The sequence below is a fragment of the Anabaena sp. 4-3 genome (assembly GCF_001597745.1).
In the GTDB taxonomy this organism is placed as follows: Bacteria; Cyanobacteriota; Cyanobacteriia; order Cyanobacteriales; family Nostocaceae; genus Trichormus.
On record NZ_LUHJ01000009.1, the window covers coordinates 36,307 to 54,018 of the forward strand.

Genomic DNA, 17,712 nt, shown 5'->3' on the forward strand with positions numbered 1-17,712 from the left:
AAAATGGCTAAACTTGAACTGAAAAACTTAAATAAAACCTATACTTCTAAAGTTATCCCAGTCAAAGACTTTAGCTTAACTGTAGATAACGATGAATTTCTCACTTTACTCGGCCCTTCTGGCTGTGGCAAATCCACAGTTTTACGCATGATTGCGGGACTGGAAGAACCAACTCGCGGTCAAATCAAAATTGGGGGTGTAGATGTTACTTATAAGCGAGCAGCCGATCGCAACATTGCAATGGTTTTTCAAAGTTATGCACTCTACCCCCATAAAACAGTCTATGACAACCTAGCTTCTGCACTCAAGTTGAGAAAAGTACCACCGGCAACAATTAAACAGCGCGTCGCAGAAGTGGCAGAAGTTTTAGGATTAGAAGAATTAATCAACCGCAAACCGGGTCAGTTATCTGGAGGACAACGGCAACGGGTGGCGGTCGGTCGTGCTTTAGTGCGTAATGCCGATGTGTATTTGTTAGATGAACCTTTAAGTAACCTGGATGCACTATTGCGCGAACGAGTCAGAGCCAATCTCAAGCAAATTTTTGCCGCCCAAAAAGTGCCTGTTGTCTACGTCACCCACGACCAAACAGAAGCAATGACGCTTTCCACAAAAGTAGCATTACTCAACGATGGCTACATCCAGCAACTTGACTCACCTGAACACATCTATAACCATCCAGCTAATCTCTTTGTAGCTGGATTTGTCGGTAGTCCGCAAATGAATTTACTAACTCTACCTTGTCAGGGAAGGTCTGCAATCCTGGGTAATTTTCAAGTGCGTCTCCCCAATATCCCAACTATACCACCTCAAATTATCTTGGGAATCCGCCCAGAAGATGTCCGCATTGCTCAACCGGGTGATACTCAGACTATCCGAGGTCAAGTGTATCTTGTGGAAAACTTGGGTATGTACTATTTGGTAAGTATTAAGGTTGAGGGGTCACAAAATGAAGCGATTACTGTACGTGCTTTGTTGTCAACAGACCGAAATTGGAGCGGCGAGCATATTACAATAGCATTGCCCTCGGAGAATATTCACTGGTTTGATGTTCAATCTGGCCATGCGCTTGTGAGAAGGCGTTTTTGAATGTGATGAAACCTCTACCATAGAAGAAAGCAATATAATAGGCAATCGCTTTGGGTTGATCATTTCCCAAAGCGGTGATTGATTAGGTCATATCTTGCACAATTCTCAATCAACGTCGCTCCCTGCACAGCCAACAACGTAAAACTAAGGCTTTCAGCAAGTTACAAGCAATGCCCACCCTACAAAAATTATCCTCAAGGAACAGGTGCAAGATGTGTATTAATAAATGGCAAGATAATTGTATTTCCTCCCACTAATAAAGAAATTGATACTCGTAATTTGGCTGGTGAAAATCCAGCATAGACATCAGCGATAGTCAGATAATCACGTTTCTTCTCGTAATTTGAGCAGATAATTTATTTGTTTAAATTCTGACCAATGATAGATAAAAAATCCAAATTATTCCCTAGAAATAGACACAAGCTTAAATTTTACTTATTTGATTAATTCATATTTCTATTTTGCCAAGGGAAAGAATGATTAGTAATAATAAAAAATAGTTAAACGAGTTGAGATTTAGCTGAGTATTAAGTATGGATAACTTACCTCAAAGCAAGTCTAGCTCCCCGGCTGGGGGTGGTTTCCCTGTAATTCAGTATTGGGTAGAAAAAACGCTTTCACCAACAGGTTTACAATTATGGCAAACTCTCAATCATAAAAGTGCGTGTTTATCCTGTGCTTGGGGTACGGGTGGACAAAAAGGGGGATTTGTTAATGAAGCGGGAGAATATTTACAACGCTGTGCTAAAAGTGTAGAAGCGATCGCGGCGGAATTGCAACCCGGAATTAAGCCAGATTTTTTCTCAAAACATAGCATCAGTGAATTACAAACACTGACTTCTCAAGAGTGCGATCGCTTGGGTAGATTAACTTATCCTCTCATCCTCAGATCAGGTTCATCCCATTATCAACGTATTAGCTGGGAAGAAGTTTATCACATCGCTACACAAGCCTTTAATCTACCACCAGCTAGAATTGCCAGTTATAGTTCTGGGCGTTCATCTAATGAAGCTGCCTATTTACTACAATTATTAATGCGATCGCTAGGTAGTAATAATCTAGCAGACTGTTCAGATTTATGTCACGCACCCTCAACAGTGGGATTAAAAAAAGTTTTCGGAACAGGCACCTCAATGGTAAGCCTAGAGAGCCTAAAACATAGTGATTGTATTGTTTTAATAGGTTCTAATGCTCCCGCAAATCATCCGCGACTGATGAACGAATTGATCAAATTGCGGGAAAGTGGCGGCAAAGTAATCATTATTAATCCCCAAATAGAAATCGGGTTAGTTAAATTTGCATCCCCTGCATTTCCTATCAAATCTTTACTTACAGGTGGCTCAGATATCTCTTCTTTGTACCTACAACCAATTCCTGGTAGTGATGTGGCATTATTTGTGGGATTGCAAAAATCTCTAATTGAACAGAATTTGATTAAAACAGAATATCTCAATAACTATACAAAGGATTGGCAGAAAGTTCTAGATTACGCTAAAAATATTGCCTGGGATAACATCACTAATATATGTGGTTTATCCCAAGAAGAAATCACAGCCGCAGCTTATATAATTGGTAAATCGGAGCGTGTAGTTTTTGCTTGGGCAATGGGGATAACTCAACACGCTAACGGTGTGGATAATGTCTTCAGTATTGCGAATACAGCCTTAATTACAGGCAATGCCGGCAAACTTGGCGCAGGTACAATGCCCATTAGAGGACATTCTAATGTGCAAGGATTTGGTTCAATGGGTGTAACAGTGCATTTGCGCGAGGAAATTAAACAAGCACTCTCTAAACTCTTAGGAAAACCTCTGAGTGAAACCCCTGGCTATCACACCCGTGACTTAATCACAGCCGCAGAATTAGGAAAAATAGACACACTATTTTGCTTAGGGGGAAATTTGTATGCAGCCAATCCCGACTTACAGCAAGCGAAACAGGCACTATCGCAAATAGACACAATTTTTTATGTAGCGACAAAACCGAACTTAGGACATTTTCACGGGTTAGCTAAACAGCAAACTTTAATCTTACCTGTATTTAATCGGTTTGAAAATCCTCACAAAACAACAACTGAATCAGGTAATAACTTTGTGCGGTTAAATGATGAAGGAAAAAGTCATTTAAAACCACCTGATGCTGACTTAATTTCTGAAATAGATTTAATCACAGAAATTGCTGCTCGCTTACATGGCGAAACACCGATAAACTGGCGCAAACTGCAAGATACAGTTTATATTAGAAAATTAATTGCTCAAACCATTCCTGGTTATGAAAAAATTGGCACAATTGACCAAACAAAACAAGAATTTCTCATTGAAGGGCGGATTTTAGAAGCACCGAAATTTCCCACATCAGATGGGAAAGCGCAGATGTTTGTCACACCTTTACCGCAACTATCACTACTAACTAAAGCCGAGTTTGGTGTGGCAGAAAATCAGCCAGGAATTGTAGTGATTTTAGGAACAGGACGCAGCTATGGCCAACATAATACTGTAGTTTATCGTAGTGAAGATAAATATCGCGGAATGCCCCATCGTCATTGCATTTTAATGAATCCTCTGGATATCAAAAAAGCCGGATTTCAGGAACATCAGCGAGTAACAGTGAAAGGAGATCAGGGAGAACTAGAAAATATTGAAATTATTTGTGGTGCAATTCGTGAAGGTGTAGCTTTTATGTTTTATCCTGAAGCGAATGTTTTATTTAAAGCAAAAGTTGATCCGCAAAGTGGCACACCCGCTTATAAAAGAGTTCCAGTTTGTATTACAGTTAACCGGCTTCTTTAAAAGGATGTTTGTTAAGTATTAAAAGACTCAATTCAACCAGTATTTTCAGCATTAAAAGCATCATGAATAACGCTAATTTTCTCGTGGGCTTGTGCAAAGATTTTTTTTACATCTTAAGAGTTAGGGAACAACAAAAAATAAATTATCCAAATTGACTGTTAGTAGGGTGCGTCAGAATGAATATTTTATTGGTATAGCTAGGGTTACTCTTACTGACGCACCCTAAATTTTGGATATTTTTTTATCTGGAAGTCCCTTAGAATCAGATACGGAGGTAACTTTGAACATCAAAAATCACCCCAGAGTATCAAGGAAAAAATGTCACTTTCTTAATTTAAAGAGATTGCTAGCATCAAAACCTACTGATTGTCCTACCATAATGCCATTTTCGATTGATTGACTCTCAACTATTGCGGCGCACCCTACTAATATATCAGTTGCCTAAGTCCTGACTTTTACATTTACTCTAATTTCCGTTAAAACTTATCTAACTTCATCCTGTAGGACTAATAAAAAGCTGAAAATTAAATATGAAGCCACATAAAACCTACATAAAGGATGTACAAAAATGATTAATAAATTACTGACTATGACTGCTGTTAATCAGCTTACATTAGTAATTTACTTGGATCAATATGGCTATTATCACTATGAAATAATTCACAGTAAAGGTGTCTTGCAAAACACAGACATATTTTACAATCAACAATCGGCTGAAATGGCAGGTATGTTGTGTATAAATTCCATATTGAATTATTACAGATAAAACTGATGTTGAATCAACATCAATCATTATTGAAGTATCAATGATAAAGCTGGAATTATCGGTGGACTAAATCTTAGGGTTAGGCAATTGTAAACAAGTCAGTTGTTTCTCTACATGATTGGGTGTCATCACCACAACTGCAATTACATACTGAGGACTTAGGCAAATTACCATATATCATTTCCACTCAAAACCAGTGAGAGAGGATATTTATCAAGCCTCAAAGCATACTAGCAACCCCGTCATCCATGAATATCCCACAGGATACCTATATCCTATAAATGTAGAGACGTTTCATAAAACATCTCTACATTTTTCCCAGACATCTCCCAACTTCAGCCAAGTTGCTATATACTCTATCGAGGCAATCTTGCTGACACAACTCTTTTGATTCCCCGTAAATATTATATTTAACGGAAGTTTCAATTGTTCAGAAGGGGTGTGCGCTACCTGAATGGGAACGCGTCATCAGAGGAATTAACAATGGGATATGTAATCGCTACTGCAAATATGAAAGGCGGTGTAGGGAAAACTACCCTCACTGTGAACTTAGCAACTTGTTTGGCGAAAAATCATGGTAAAAAAGTCCTGGTTCTAGATTTAGATAGCCAAATCAGTGCCACACTTAGTCTGATGTCGCCTCTGGAATTTGCCAAACGTCGCAAACAAAGACGCACATTAAGATATCTCATTGATGAAGTTATCAATCCTGATCCGAATTCTCAGTTAACCATCAATGATATTACTCAAACTCAAGTCTGTAATCTGCCAGAATTAAATTTATTACCGGGAGATATAGATTTATATGATGAGTTTGTCGTCTCAGAAATGCTGCACAGACAAACCATTGCTTTGGGTGAACAAAATTTTGAAACAGTTTGGAACCGTTTTGAACGAGTTTTAATTAATAATATCTTAAAACCAGTGCGTGATCAGTATGATTTTATTATTTTAGATTGCGCCCCTGGTTACAATTTATTAACCCGTAGTGCTTTAGCTGCTAGTGATTTTTACCTGCTGCCAGCCAAGCCAGAACCTTTGTCTGTTGTGGGAATTCAACTATTAGAAAGACGCATTGCCCAGTTAAAAGAAAGTCATGAACATGAAGCAACAATAAATATTAAAATGCTGGGTATTGTCTTTAGTATGTGTAACACCAATTTACTCACAGGTAGATATTATAAACAGGTGATGCACAGGGTTGTCGAAGATTTTGGTGTAGAACAAATTTGTAAGGCACAAATTCCAGTTGACATCAGCGTTGCTAAAGCTGTGGATAGTTTTATGCCAGTGGTTTTAAATGCACCTCAATCAGCAGGTTCTAAAGCATTCATGCAATTAACTCAAGAATTGTTGCAAAAACTCTAGCCATCCTCAATTATAAATTAAATTGCATTCCAGTAGTGGACTGACACAGCTAAATTTGTGCATTAGGCAAAATCAGAAATTATTGATTTATCTGATTTCCTCAAAAATCTATTGCATCATTTTAGGCGTGTCAGTCCACTATTTTGACTTTTATTTGCTCAACTTTTCAAGTTAAAATAGCCCCACCCATCAATCTTTCATAACGATACTTCAATTCTGCCTTCATTAAAGGCCAACGCTCTAATGTCATATCTAATTCTATGACTTTCTCTGCGGCTTGCCTGGCTAAAATTAGCACTTCCTCATCATCTACTAAACTAGCTAAGGTAAAATCTGGCACACCAGATTGACGAGTTCCTAACACTTCTCCCGGCCCGCGAAAACGCATATCCATCTCCGAAATGAAAAAGCCATCTTGAGACTGTTCTAAGACTTTCAGCCGTTGTTGGGCATCGGGACTTCTGGAATTACTCATTAACAAACAATAAGATTTAGCTGCACCACGCCCAACCCTTCCCCGCAATTGGTGTAGTTGGGATAAGCCAAAACGTTCAGCATTTTCAATGAGCATAACTGTAGCGTTAGGCACATCAACGCCAACTTCTACAACGGTGGTAGACACTAAAATCTGCGTTTGATTATCCCGAAATTTGGTGATGGCTTCGTCTTTTTCGGCGGAACTCATGCGACCATGTAATAGCCCTACTTGAAATTCTGGGAAAACACTTTCTTGCAGCTTTTGATGTTCTTCTACTGCCGATCGCAAGTCTAGTTTCTCTGATTCTTCCACCAATGGCAAGACTACATAAATCTGCCTACCTTGGGCAATTTCCCGGCGCATCAAGTCATAAGCAAAGCTGCGCTCTTGAGAACTTAACACAGTTGTCTGTATTGCTTGTCTCCCTGGTGGTAACTCATCAATTTGACTCACTTCCAAATCCCCATGTATGGTTAATGCCAATGTGCGGGGTATGGGGGTAGCTGTCATAGTTAATACATGAGGTTGTTCGCCTTTTTGCTGCAATAACGCTCTTTGTTTCACGCCAAATCGATGTTGTTCATCAATGACTACTAACCCTAATCGCTGAAAATTAACCGGATCTTGAATTAAGGCGTGAGTTCCCACTAACAGGGGTAATTCCCCGGTTTCTAGTTGAGCATGAATCTGTCGGCGTTTGGCAGTTTTAGTTGAACCTGTGAGCAATTCCACTGGTAAGTATAATAAGTTAAACCAGCTAACTAACTTGCGGTAATGCTGTTCTGCTAATACTTCCGTGGGAGCCATTAAAGCGGCTTGGTAGCCAGATTGAATTGCGGCTAAAATTGCTACCACTGCCACGACTGTTTTACCGGAACCTACGTCACCCTGAACAAGTCGATTCATGGGTGTGGTTTTTTGCAAGTCGTTGAGGATGTCGTTAAGAACTCGTTGCTGTGCGCCGGTGAGTTGAAAAGGTAGAACTTCGTAGAATTTTTCGATTAATTGTCCTTTGGGAGCAAGCACCGCACTGGTTTGAATGGCTTTTGCTTGTTGCTGGCGTTGCAGTAAACCGAGTTGCAGGTAGAAAAATTCATCAAAGACGAGACGACGACGGGCGGCTTGTAGGCGATCGCTATCTTTAGGAAAATGAATGTTAGCGATCGCATCCTTCAATTCCATCAAACCATACTTCTCCCGCAAACCTTTCGGCAATGGATCTTTTAAATGCACCGTCGCAGGTAAAGCAGCTAACACCGCTTGACGTACCATATTCGCCATCACTCCCTCGGTGAGTGCATAAATTGGTACAACTCGCCCAATTGTTAACGATTCAATCGTATCCCCAGGGTTAGCTAATACTTCCAACTCCGGGTTATCCAGCGTCAAACCGTATTTACTACCTTTGACTAACCCACAAGCCGCCACCACGCTACCCACTGGATAACGACGCTTTAAACTTTCTTGCCAACCACGACTGCTAAACCGCGCCCCCGCCCAGAAACGACTAACTTTAATTTGACCTGTATTATCTTTTAACAGTAATTCTAAAATCGTTAATTTTTTATTCTTGGGGCTAGTAAAACAATTACAACGCTTCACAGTAGCGATAATCGTTACCGTCTCACCCCCTTCTAACTCCCGGATATTCACCTGACGCGCATAGTCAATATGATCACGGGGATAGTAAAACAGCAAATCGCGCACCGTATACAAACCCAAAGCTGCTAACTTATCTGCTTTACGAATGCCGATTTCTGGCAAATCGCTGAGTTTTTGGTCAATTTTGGGGGCTAATCTGCGGCTAACTTCTGCCACAACCGGCGCAGAATTGGGAACTTTCGATTTATAGCTTTTCTCTTGCTCCTCTGCTACCCTACTATCCTGCTCCCTTTCTTCTTGTTGCAGTTGGTAAAGATACCTGCGGGTTTCTGCTATTAAATGTTGTCGTTGTTGCAGTTCCAGATGCGGATACTGAGCAAATTGAATTGCTAAATCTTGCCAGCGACGACGCTCAATCGATGGTAAACCTGAAGGGAATTTCCCAAAAGTCAAGCTGAGAAATTCACTAAAACGGTATTGTTTACCCATCAAGTCTTGAAAGCCGTATTCTGCTTCTACTGTCAAGGCTTTATGTAAGCGTATCCAATCTGGTTGCTCATTAGTCATTAGTTATTAGTCATTAGTCATTAGTTATTGGTTATTGGTCACTACTTTATACTATGAATGTGAGAATATTAACTAATCTTCGTACCAGCTAGCACGCCATGCAGATTCAGCTTCGGCTATTGAGCGTTCTCTTTGTTTTTTTTGATATTCTTTGCCTATTTTAGACAGTTGCACTAAGATTTCCCGGATTTGCTTGCGATTCGTGGAAAGTGCAGCGTCGGCAAACTCGATTTCTCCTAGCCGTAAATTAATCGTCATAATTTGGGTGAGGTTGGATGCTTCTGCATCTTGCCCGTTTTCAATCTCAATTACTAAGTTTAAGAGATTGGGCGGCCCTGGCATCATTTCAGCCGAAGCTTCAGATGCAGCTACAGCTGCTTCTAAGATAGGTTCTGGTAATTTTTTCGGTAAAATTCCCGCTTTTTGTAACACTACATTCGCTTCATAAGAAACTTTTTTGAGTGTCTTTTGGATTTCTGCTTCTAGGTGATTTTGCCATTTTGCCAGCTTGATGGGGTTAGAACTGTCAAAGGCATAAGATTCAGACGTAGCGTTTTTCCGGGTTTGATTAGCGGCTAGTAAAACAGATAAGATTTCTTCTGCTCCCATGATTTGAGATGTTTCTGTCTCGTCTTCCTCTGTTTCATCGGTTTCATCTCCCGCATCTTCCACGTTACTGGTAGCTGAAGCCTCATCTTCCGCATCTTCCACGTTACTGGTAGCTGAAGCCTCATCTTCCTCTGGTTCTTGTTCACTGGCAAGATGAGTCAGTAATTGTTCAGCAGCTTTTTGACCTAATTTACGGATATTTTGTTGTAATTGTTGCCGTTGATTCAAGGATAACCGCAAAAAATTGTCGGGATACCCTTGGGTACATAGATGATAAGTAGCCAGAATTAACTGTTTTCGCAGTCCTTGACCCAAGTTGGTGAGATAATTAGTATAAGCTGCATAAAGTTGTGTGGCGATCGCTTCTATCGCTTCTTGCAACACCGCAATATCCTTTTCTATTCGCTCAATTGCTCTAGCCATACTTTCCTTTGCTTATCCACCTGAACCTTCATGGTACAAATGTACGCAGTTATTTGCAAATCATCATCCACAGTATTTTAGCTTGAGGACTTACACAAGCGTCATCATCAAAGTTTCTTCTAGGGTGCGTCAGAAAAAATAATTGGTTAAAAATAAACATATTTTTCACATCTGACGCACCCTACTAATGTGTCAGTTGCGTAAGACCTGAGCTGATAAATAAAATACAGGTCAGGCTATTTGCTTGACCTGTATCTAGTGCAGTCAATTAAGCACTCAAACTACTTCTGACCCATTTGGGCTGCTACTTCTTCAGCAAAGTTACTTTCTTGTTTTTCAATACCTTCGCCGAGGATATAGCGAACAAAACGACGCACTTCCACGTCTCCACCAACTTTAGCCTTAACTTGCTTCACCAAGTCTTCTACAGAAATACTTTGGTCGCGGATGTAAGGCTGATCTAACAGAGTCATTTCTTTCAGGCGTTTCTCAATCCGACCCTGAACGATTTTTTCTCTGATATTTTCTGGTTTATTCGCCAAATCTTCCTTGCCCATTTCGATGTCTTTTTCTTTTTGGACAATTTCGGCAGGAATTTTGTCTACACTTACATACTCAACATTGGGACAAGCTGCAACTTGCATTGCTAAATTGCGTGCCAATGCTTGGAGTTCTTCGTTAGTACCAGCTGCTGGGGAACTCACCTCTACTAACACACCGACTCGACCACCAGTATGGATGTAGCTGTCTACTACCCCTGGTGTATCCTGACTAGCAAAGTTGACAAAGCGACGAACCTGAATGTTTTCACCTAAATTAGCAATTACTTGCTTGATGGACTCATCCACGGTGACACTCGCATCTGCTACGTAAGGTTGAGCCAGCAAAGACTCAACACTATCAGCAGTTGCAGCTTGCTTGGCTAGGTTATTAACAAGAATTTTAAAAGCATCGTTACGGGCAACGAAATCGGTTTGACAGTTGACTTCAATGAGTACGCCCACTTTGCCATCTGGCTGAATGTAGGTGTCTACTAAACCTTCTGCCGCAATGCGATCGCTTTTCTTACCCGCCGAAGCAATGCCTTTTTTCCGTAGCCATTCTATAGCTTTTTCTAAGTCGCCTTCGGTTTCGTTCAGGGCTTTTTTACAGTCCAGAATGCCCGCACCAGATTTTTGGCGTAGCTCTTGGACGAGTTTTGCAGATATTTCCGCCATGTTGCCTCAATTCCTAACTTGACCTTGAGTTATCATCGCTCACGGGTGTTGAGTATTTCTATCTTACTCAGGGCTGGGGAAGAAAAAGCGATTAAATATGAACTTACAAGATGAAGAATGAAGTGTGAGCATGATTTGCTTCATCCTTCATCTATCTAATTTTGCTTATTCTTCTTCGTCGTCGGTAGCAAATTCAGAGTAATCACTTTCGTCGTAATCGTAATCTTCCTCTGCGCCTTCGTAGTCTTCGTATTCTTCTGTATCTAGCTGACCATGACGACCTTCATAAATCGCATCTGCCAATTTACCCACTATCAATTTAATTGATCTGATAGCATCGTCATTAGCTGGGATGGGAATATCTACTACATCTGGGTCACAGTTTGTATCCAGCATGGACACAATGGGAATTCCCAATTTTTGGCACTCTTGAACCGCGTTATACTCCCGACGTTGGTCTACAATCACCACGATATCCGGGACTTTCCGCATAGTTTTAATCCCGCCCAAGTATTTTTGTAGCTTTGCCATCTCACGGCGGAGCATGGAAGCCTCTTTTTTGGGCAATAAATCTAATGCGCCGCTTTCTTCCCGACGCTCTAAGTCTTTGAGACGGTCTACTCTGGTTTTAATGGTAGCCCAGTTAGTCAGCATTCCACCTAACCAGCGTTGGTTAATATAGTGAGAACCGCAACGGCTAGCCTCTTGAGCAATAATACCGGCTGCTTGCCGCTTAGTGCCTACAAACAGAAACTTTTTCCCCTGCTCGGCTTGCGATCGCATATAGGAGTAAGCATCTTCCATCAACTGGGCTGTTTGCACCAAGTCAATGATATGTACACCATTACGCGATGTGTAGATGTAAGGAGACATTTTTGGGTTCCAACGCCGGGTTTGATGCCCAAAGTGAACCCCAGACTCCATCATCTGAGCCAATGAAACAACTGGCATATATTTTTTTTACTCCTATTCGGGTTAAACCTCCACCCAGGCGTATTTCCCTACTGGGAAACACCCGAATTCCCGGATGTGCGGAATTTAGACAACTCTACTAGGATAGCACATATTTTTACCAATTTGGTCAAGCTAATAACATTTTTATTAAGTTTTTATTTTGGGAATTTGGAATTTTGAATTTTGAATTCGGAGCGCACCGATGTGACGTTATACCAGTTGAGGAAAATTCTGGCAATTTCTAAAGCTAACTGAGGTTTACCTAAATCAATCAACCATTGTAATAACGGTGTCATTGTTTTTTCATTCAACGCACCATTTAATGAGAGAATTCCCCACAGTAACCGATGCAACCAAGTCATTTGAATCATCATTTTTACTTCCCAAGTGGGATGCTTTTGATAAAATAAAACACCCATCCTGCCACGCTGAATTTCTTTTTCGATTAAGTTAGGAATTTGTTCTAACTTAAATGGTGGATGCCAATGATAACCAACGGCGGCGGGACATTTAATTAACTTTAAACCTAAATTTTTTAGCCTGACACCAAGTTCTAAATCTTCCCAGCCATAGAGTTGAAAACCTGTATCAAAAAGTCCGGCTTTGTCTAACCAATGTTTGGGAATAGCTACGTTACCTGTGGCAAAGAATGCGGCGGAAAAATCTGTAATTTTATATGGTTCAGCCGTAGGATTTTCAAAGTTACAGGTGTTAATGACTGCACCATAAGTAAAAAAGCGATCGCTTCCCAGTTTCTCTTTACCCTGCATCAAAGCATCTGCATGAGCTTGCAGGAAATTGTCTAAAACCACTAAATCGCTATCTATAAAAATAATTATATCCCCTTGTGCCTGTTCTACGCCCAAATTCCGAGCCGCAGCAGGCCCAGCATGGTCTTGCTCAAACCAGCGCACATGGGGAAACTCATCTTTATGTGCTGCTAACCAATCTAATGTACCGTCAGTAGAACCATCATCTACTAAAACCACTTCATAACCATCTACAACACTAGATGCACTTAGTTGCTGTATTTCTAAAGCACGCAGACATTTTTCTAAAATTGGCTGACGATTATAAGTTGGTATCACAACGCTGATCAACACAGTCTCACCCACAACACAACTACCCATCTTCAGCATAGGACAGTGCGGTACTTAACACAGTTCCTTCTAATGCCATTAATCATAAAATACAGACTCATCTGCGTTTATCTGCGTTTATCTGCGTTTAATTATCAATAAAAACCCCACCTATACCAGTGGGGCTAAATTCAATCAGAATTTTTCTCTTTAGTACAATTGTACTTTAATGATGAAAATATAACAACTATTGGGCAAATTACACCCCATAGCTATGAACTTTGCCTTGAAAAAGAATATTTACAGATAATTTCTATTTGTAGTGAATTAGTCTAACGGTTGTTGCATCCAGAAAATATACATGGTGTAGTTAGATATAATAATGACTCATTATTATGTGTTTTCCTAACTGGAGAAGCAAATGGGTCGCGCCAAAAAGGTTGTTCTAGCATATTCTGGTGGAGTAGATACTTCTGTTTGCATTCCCTACCTGAAAAATGAGTGGGGTGTGGAAGAAGTGATTACGTTAGCAGCAGATTTAGGACAGGGAGATGAATTAGAACCAATCCGAGAAAAAGCTTTAAAATCGGGTGCGAGTGAATCCCTCGTGGTGGATGTAAAAGACAGCTTTGTGACAGATTATGCTTTTCCCGCCATTCAAGCTAACGCCCTCTATGAAAATCGCTATCCTCTAGGAACAGCTTTAGCTCGTCCGTTAATTGCCAAGATATTAGTAGAAGCTGCTGAAGAATACGGTGCGGATGCGATCGCACATGGTTGTACAGGTAAGGGTAATGATCAAGTGCGGTTTGATGTCTCCTGCACAGCCCTCAATCCCAATTTGAAAATCTTAGCACCCGCGCGGGAATGGGGTATGAGTCGGGAGCAAACCATCGCCTATGGTGAACAGTTTGGCATCCCCGCCCCAGTGAAAAAGTCTTCTCCTTACAGCATTGATAAAAATTTGCTAGGTCGTAGTATAGAAGCTGGTGTGTTGGAAGATCCCAAATTTGAACCACCAGAAGAAATCTATGAAATGACAAAGGCGATCGCTGATACCCCTAACGAGCCAGAGTATATTGAGATTGGGTTTACACAAGGCATTCCCACCACTCTCAACGGTACAGCGAAAAAACCTGTAGAACTCATCCAAGCCATCAATCACATCGCCGGAACTCATGGTGTCGGACGCATTGACATGATCGAAAACCGCTTGGTAGGGATTAAATCACGGGAAATCTACGAATCACCAGCGATGTTAGTGTTGATTCAAGCACACCGAGATTTAGAAAGTTTAACTTTGACTGCGGATGTTACCCATTACAAACGCGGCATTGAAGAAACTTACACCCAACTTGTCTACAATGGTTTATGGTACAGCCCGCTTAAAGCAGCCTTAGATGCTTTTATTCAAAAAACCCAAGAGCAAGTATCTGGAACTGTGCGCTTGAAACTTTTCAAGGGTAACGCTACTATAGTCGGTCGTTGGAGCGATAATTCACTCTACAGCCCTGATTTAGCCACCTACGGCGCAGAAGATCAGTTTGATCATAAAGCAGCCGAAGGCTTTATTTACGTTTGGGGATTACCTACACGTATTTGGGCGCAGCAAACTAAATAAAGTTGACAATAAATAGGGTGCGTCAAATTATCTATTCTGACGCACCCTACAACAGACTTGGCATTAAGTGTCAATCTTCTGTTGCGCCTTTGACTTGGCGAGACTCCAACCACAAAGGAATCGCAATCAGGGCAACAAGTATTAATAAAGCTAAAATTGCAAATTGACTCACCCAAGAAACTAATTGTTCTAGAGAAACAATTCTACCCGCGAAAAAGGCTAACGTTACCATTAACCCAGCCCAAACACTTGCCCCTAAAAGGTTGTATATCAAAAATTTTCCAAAAGGCATCTCAGCTATACCAGCGAGTGGGGCAGCAAAAATCCGCAATAATGCGAAAAATCGCCCAAAAAATACAGCTTTAGCGGCGTTTTCGCTAAATTGCTCTTTTATATTCAACAGTCGTACTTCACTAATCCGAAATATTTTACCTGTTCGCACTAAGAAAGACCAGCCGCCAAGTCTACCAATCCAGTAGCCGCAAATCCCGCCAATTACAGCACCAGCAACGGCTACACCGAGAACTATCCAGTAACTCAGTTCATCACTGCCAGCCAGAAACCCACCTACTAGGGTTACGGTTTCACCAGGAAGGGGAATGCCTAAATTTTCTAGCAAAATCCCCAAAAAAATAGCCCAGTAACCGTAATCTTGGGCAAACTCCTGGATGTTTTCTAGTGAAATCAACTCAAGAGACATCCCGCACCGCCGCCTTTACAATTTTTTACTTTATATACATCTTTGCTTGTTTATGTCTGAGGTGTCAATGAAGCAACTCTTAGGGAAATATATATACTAATTTCTATAGCATTGCTCAGATTTTTCTTCTTGACAAATTCACTTTTTTAGTGTATTTATCACATTCGTAGAATTACGTAAAGCCATCAGGAATTTATCATCAAAAATTTATAAAAACCGGATAAAACTATAAAACTTATGTAAATGATATCTTTGATACTGAATTCCTTAAGCGTTTGTGCCTATAGTGAGGGAAGTTCAAACAAATTATACGGCTTCAACACTGATCAATCCTGTCAAGAAAGGGCTATGTTATTGCTATGGTTATGGATTTAACAAATCATGTTCATTTGACAATTCATCAGTATTAATGCTCCAATTTTGCTTTTGTTAAGTGTTCCAATTACTTACTAAAATCATTATGACTCTCACACAAGAACAGCAAATACTTTTGTTTCAGCCTCAAGGCAGCCTAGACGGACAAGGTGGCATGGCTTTAAGCGAACAAATGGCTCAAACATCTCCTCATCCGCATCAAATTTGGGTCATCGATCTAGCAGAAGTAGATTTTATGGATAGTTCCGGCCTAGTTTCACTTGTGAAAGGGCTAACTACTGCCCGTCAAAGTGACTGTCGGTTAGTTTTGTGTAACGTACATACACCTGTACGTTTAATTTTAGAACTTACTCAGTTAGATTCAGTATTTGAAATTTTCGGCACTTACGAAGATGTACTTGCTCAGGTAAATGAGCAAAAATTAGCATTAGCAAGGTAAGCCTTGATTTTTACAGCAGCATTTGGCAATGTTTAAAAAAGGTATTTTTAATTATTTACCATAAATTACCCCTCATTGCCTATGCTCTTGGTTATGCTTTTGAGACAATAAGATTTTTGGGGAGACGACTAATCAGTAGTGTTGACACTGTTGATTAGCCAAAACCGTGCAGTGGGTGATAGTTCAAGTCATTTAAATTTGCTTGCTACCCATGCTACCCCGTATAGTTAGCAGATAACACCAAAGAAAAAAAGTAAATTTTTTGGCCCTAGATACCTGAGAAATTAATCATCCAGGAAAAATTTTATTATTGCTGTTAAATATCAATCAAGTAAATTGATTGTGAGTTATTTAGGCGTTCTGCACAGCAGAAACATTACCTTCTCCAGATAAAGGACGAGGGAAATTTGGTAAGTCAATACCACTATGGCTAGAAGTGCGGGTTTTCAAAGCCAAACGGTAACTTACACTTTGAAGTTCTGCTCGCAGTTGACGGTTTTCCCGTTGTAACATGGACACTTTTTCTCTGACTGGTGCCATGCGTTCTTCAAACTTACGACGGTAAATTTGCGGCAATTCCTGGACTACTTGCTCTAACATCCGACTGCGATCAGTCAGTTCTTGTACTGATTGGCGCAGTTGGTAGATTTCCGTGTCACGAGAGGTGATTTGTTCTTGGTAGAACGTCACTTGTTCTTCAACAGCTTGAAGTTGTTCTTGTAAAGCTTGTAACTGACTCAAGTTAGGTTCTGGCTCTGATCGCTGGGGCATAAAATTAGTATTGCCCTTGACTAGCCGAAACAATTCTTGAGATAGCTGCTGCACTAATTGATCGCGTAGCTGTAGTTCTTGTCGCAACTGCGATATTTCCGCAGAGAGAGCTTGGATGTTGGGTGTCTCAGTTTGGCTCACGGTGGCTAAAAGCTCCGATTGAAGAATGGTGTTCAATCTTTAGGTATAACTGCAAACGCATTGCTTTTGGCAAGTACCTGTTAATGTAGCATTCCCAACTCAATCACAAAAGGCAAAAGGTAAATTTTTTTGATTTAACTTTTACAACTGTTGGGTACTAAGTCATAAAAACTTAACACCCAAGACAGTTGACGGCAAAATTACCTTAAGCGGTTACAGCTTCTGATTCTGCTTGTGCTTCTGTTACTTCATATTTAGTTGTCAGGTAGCGAATTACTTCTTCACTCAAGCGCATAGCACGCTCTAAAGGAGCGATCGCAGTTCCTGGGCCTGTATAGTTGAACTGAATGTAAACGCCATCACGATGTCTATCGATTTCATAAGCCAGACGACGCTTACCACGATTTTGGATTTCGAGATTCTCAGCACCTTGTTCTTGAAGGATGTTCTGATATTTGGCGATCGCTTGCTCTACTTGTTCATCTGTCAGGTCAGGACGCAGAATATATAGTGTTTCGTAAACTGTGGTCATGATTGTTAGTCTCCTTGTGGACAAACTGGCTGCTGATGTTAATTTATACGTTGGTTATGCTAGAAGCTACCAGGATAAATCAACAAATGAAGCAACAAGGAACTATAATCTTACCAGTTTTTAATTTAAATCATCAGCCCAAGCTGCCAAAAATTGGCTTTTGTAATCCAGAGAGCATCCACCAGCCAGATA

General features: G+C 40.5%; 13 protein-coding genes. 5 read left to right on the plus strand and 8 right to left on the minus strand.

Translation table 11 applies throughout. The annotated features are described in order from the left end of the window. The first annotated feature begins 3 nt into the window (after nucleotides 1–3). The 3 genes from A3775_RS00630 (at nucleotide 4) to A3775_RS00640 (ending at nucleotide 6,012) form a co-directional block, all read left to right on the plus strand. Nucleotides 4–1,089 carry an ABC transporter ATP-binding protein gene (locus tag A3775_RS00630; RefSeq protein ID WP_066379481.1) on the plus strand — a complete coding sequence of 362 codons (1,086 nt, stop codon included), beginning with the start codon at nucleotides 4–6 and terminating at the stop codon, nucleotides 1,087–1,089. Nucleotides 1,090–1,622: 533 nt separating this feature from the next. Then, nucleotides 1,623–3,878 carry an FdhF/YdeP family oxidoreductase gene (locus A3775_RS00635; protein ID WP_066423435.1) on the plus strand — a complete coding sequence of 752 codons (2,256 nt, stop codon included), beginning with the start codon at nucleotides 1,623–1,625 and terminating at the stop codon, nucleotides 3,876–3,878. 1,249 nt (nucleotides 3,879–5,127) lie between these two features. Next, a complete protein-coding gene (locus A3775_RS00640; RefSeq protein WP_066379469.1) occupies nucleotides 5,128–6,012 on the plus strand; it encodes a ParA family protein in 885 nt (294 codons plus the stop codon). 166 nt (nucleotides 6,013–6,178) lie between these two features. Here the strand turns inward: A3775_RS00640 and recG are convergent, their stop codons facing one another. From recG to A3775_RS00665, 5 genes are all read right to left on the minus strand, one after another. Next, nucleotides 6,179–8,659: an ATP-dependent DNA helicase RecG gene (gene recG, locus A3775_RS00645; protein ID WP_066379468.1), complete on the minus strand. Its 2,481-nt coding sequence runs from the start codon at nucleotides 8,657–8,659 to the stop codon at nucleotides 6,179–6,181. Between the two features lie 72 nt (nucleotides 8,660–8,731). Next, nucleotides 8,732–9,691, minus strand: coding sequence for a hypothetical protein (locus A3775_RS00650; protein ID WP_066379467.1), 960 nt, complete (start codon nucleotides 9,689–9,691; stop codon nucleotides 8,732–8,734). 281 nt (nucleotides 9,692–9,972) lie between these two features. Continuing rightward, nucleotides 9,973–10,908, minus strand: a complete 936-nt coding sequence (gene tsf, locus A3775_RS00655; protein WP_066423437.1) for a translation elongation factor Ts — start codon at nucleotides 10,906–10,908, stop codon at nucleotides 9,973–9,975. 165 nt (nucleotides 10,909–11,073) lie between these two features. Beyond that, nucleotides 11,074–11,859, minus strand: a complete 786-nt coding sequence (gene rpsB, locus A3775_RS00660) for a 30S ribosomal protein S2 (RefSeq protein ID WP_066423438.1) — start codon at nucleotides 11,857–11,859, stop codon at nucleotides 11,074–11,076. Nucleotides 11,860–12,017: 158 nt separating this feature from the next. Next, nucleotides 12,018–12,992 carry a glycosyltransferase family 2 protein gene (locus A3775_RS00665; RefSeq protein ID WP_066423439.1) on the minus strand — a complete coding sequence of 325 codons (975 nt, stop codon included), beginning with the start codon at nucleotides 12,990–12,992 and terminating at the stop codon, nucleotides 12,018–12,020. Nucleotides 12,993–13,362: 370 nt separating this feature from the next. On the opposite strand from A3775_RS00665, the gene A3775_RS00670 reads away from it, so the two are divergent. Further along, a complete protein-coding gene (locus A3775_RS00670) occupies nucleotides 13,363–14,562 on the plus strand; it encodes an argininosuccinate synthase (protein ID WP_066423441.1) in 1,200 nt (399 codons plus the stop codon). Nucleotides 14,563–14,632: 70 nt separating this feature from the next. Here A3775_RS00670 and A3775_RS00675 read toward each other — a convergent pair whose 3' ends face one another. Beyond that, on the minus strand, nucleotides 14,633–15,262 hold the full coding sequence (locus tag A3775_RS00675) for a DedA family protein (RefSeq protein ID WP_066379457.1): 630 nt from the start codon (nucleotides 15,260–15,262) through the stop codon (nucleotides 14,633–14,635). 460 nt (nucleotides 15,263–15,722) lie between these two features. Between A3775_RS00675 and A3775_RS00680 the strand changes: the two genes are divergently transcribed. Continuing rightward, a complete protein-coding gene (locus A3775_RS00680) occupies nucleotides 15,723–16,076 on the plus strand; it encodes an STAS domain-containing protein (protein ID WP_066379454.1) in 354 nt (117 codons plus the stop codon). A gap of 351 nt (nucleotides 16,077–16,427) precedes the next feature. On the opposite strand, the gene A3775_RS00685 is transcribed toward A3775_RS00680, so the two are convergent. Together A3775_RS00685 and rpsF are read right to left on the minus strand one after the other, a co-directional pair. Then, nucleotides 16,428–16,988 carry an Npun_F5560 family protein gene (locus A3775_RS00685; protein ID WP_066379451.1) on the minus strand — a complete coding sequence of 187 codons (561 nt, stop codon included), beginning with the start codon at nucleotides 16,986–16,988 and terminating at the stop codon, nucleotides 16,428–16,430. Between the two features lie 205 nt (nucleotides 16,989–17,193). Next, nucleotides 17,194–17,520, minus strand: coding sequence for a 30S ribosomal protein S6 (gene rpsF, locus A3775_RS00690; protein WP_066423442.1), 327 nt, complete (start codon nucleotides 17,518–17,520; stop codon nucleotides 17,194–17,196). Nucleotides 17,521–17,712: the final 192 nt, after the last annotated feature.

Excerpts from the sequence above, each read along its gene's own strand:
- A3775_RS00680 (WP_066379454.1), top strand. The coding sequence starts at position 15,723 with ATGACTCTCACACAAGAACAGCAAATACTTTTGTTTCAGCCTCAAGGC.
- tsf (WP_066423437.1), bottom strand. The coding sequence starts at position 10,908 with ATGGCGGAAATATCTGCAAAACTCGTCCAAGAGCTACGCCAAAAATCT.
- A3775_RS00635 (WP_066423435.1), top strand. The coding sequence starts at position 1,623 with ATGGATAACTTACCTCAAAGCAAGTCTAGCTCCCCGGCTGGGGGTGGT.
- recG (WP_066379468.1), bottom strand. The coding sequence starts at position 8,659 with ATGACTAATGAGCAACCAGATTGGATACGCTTACATAAAGCCTTGACA.
- rpsB (WP_066423438.1), bottom strand. The coding sequence starts at position 11,859 with ATGCCAGTTGTTTCATTGGCTCAGATGATGGAGTCTGGGGTTCACTTT.
- A3775_RS00675 (WP_066379457.1), bottom strand. The coding sequence starts at position 15,262 with ATGTCTCTTGAGTTGATTTCACTAGAAAACATCCAGGAGTTTGCCCAA.
- rpsF (WP_066423442.1), bottom strand. The coding sequence starts at position 17,520 with ATGACCACAGTTTACGAAACACTATATATTCTGCGTCCTGACCTGACA.
- A3775_RS00630 (WP_066379481.1), top strand. The coding sequence starts at position 4 with ATGGCTAAACTTGAACTGAAAAACTTAAATAAAACCTATACTTCTAAA.
- A3775_RS00650 (WP_066379467.1), bottom strand. The coding sequence starts at position 9,691 with ATGGCTAGAGCAATTGAGCGAATAGAAAAGGATATTGCGGTGTTGCAA.
- A3775_RS00640 (WP_066379469.1), top strand. The coding sequence starts at position 5,128 with ATGGGATATGTAATCGCTACTGCAAATATGAAAGGCGGTGTAGGGAAA.
- A3775_RS00670 (WP_066423441.1), top strand. The coding sequence starts at position 13,363 with ATGGGTCGCGCCAAAAAGGTTGTTCTAGCATATTCTGGTGGAGTAGAT.
- A3775_RS00665 (WP_066423439.1), bottom strand. The coding sequence starts at position 12,992 with ATGGGTAGTTGTGTTGTGGGTGAGACTGTGTTGATCAGCGTTGTGATA.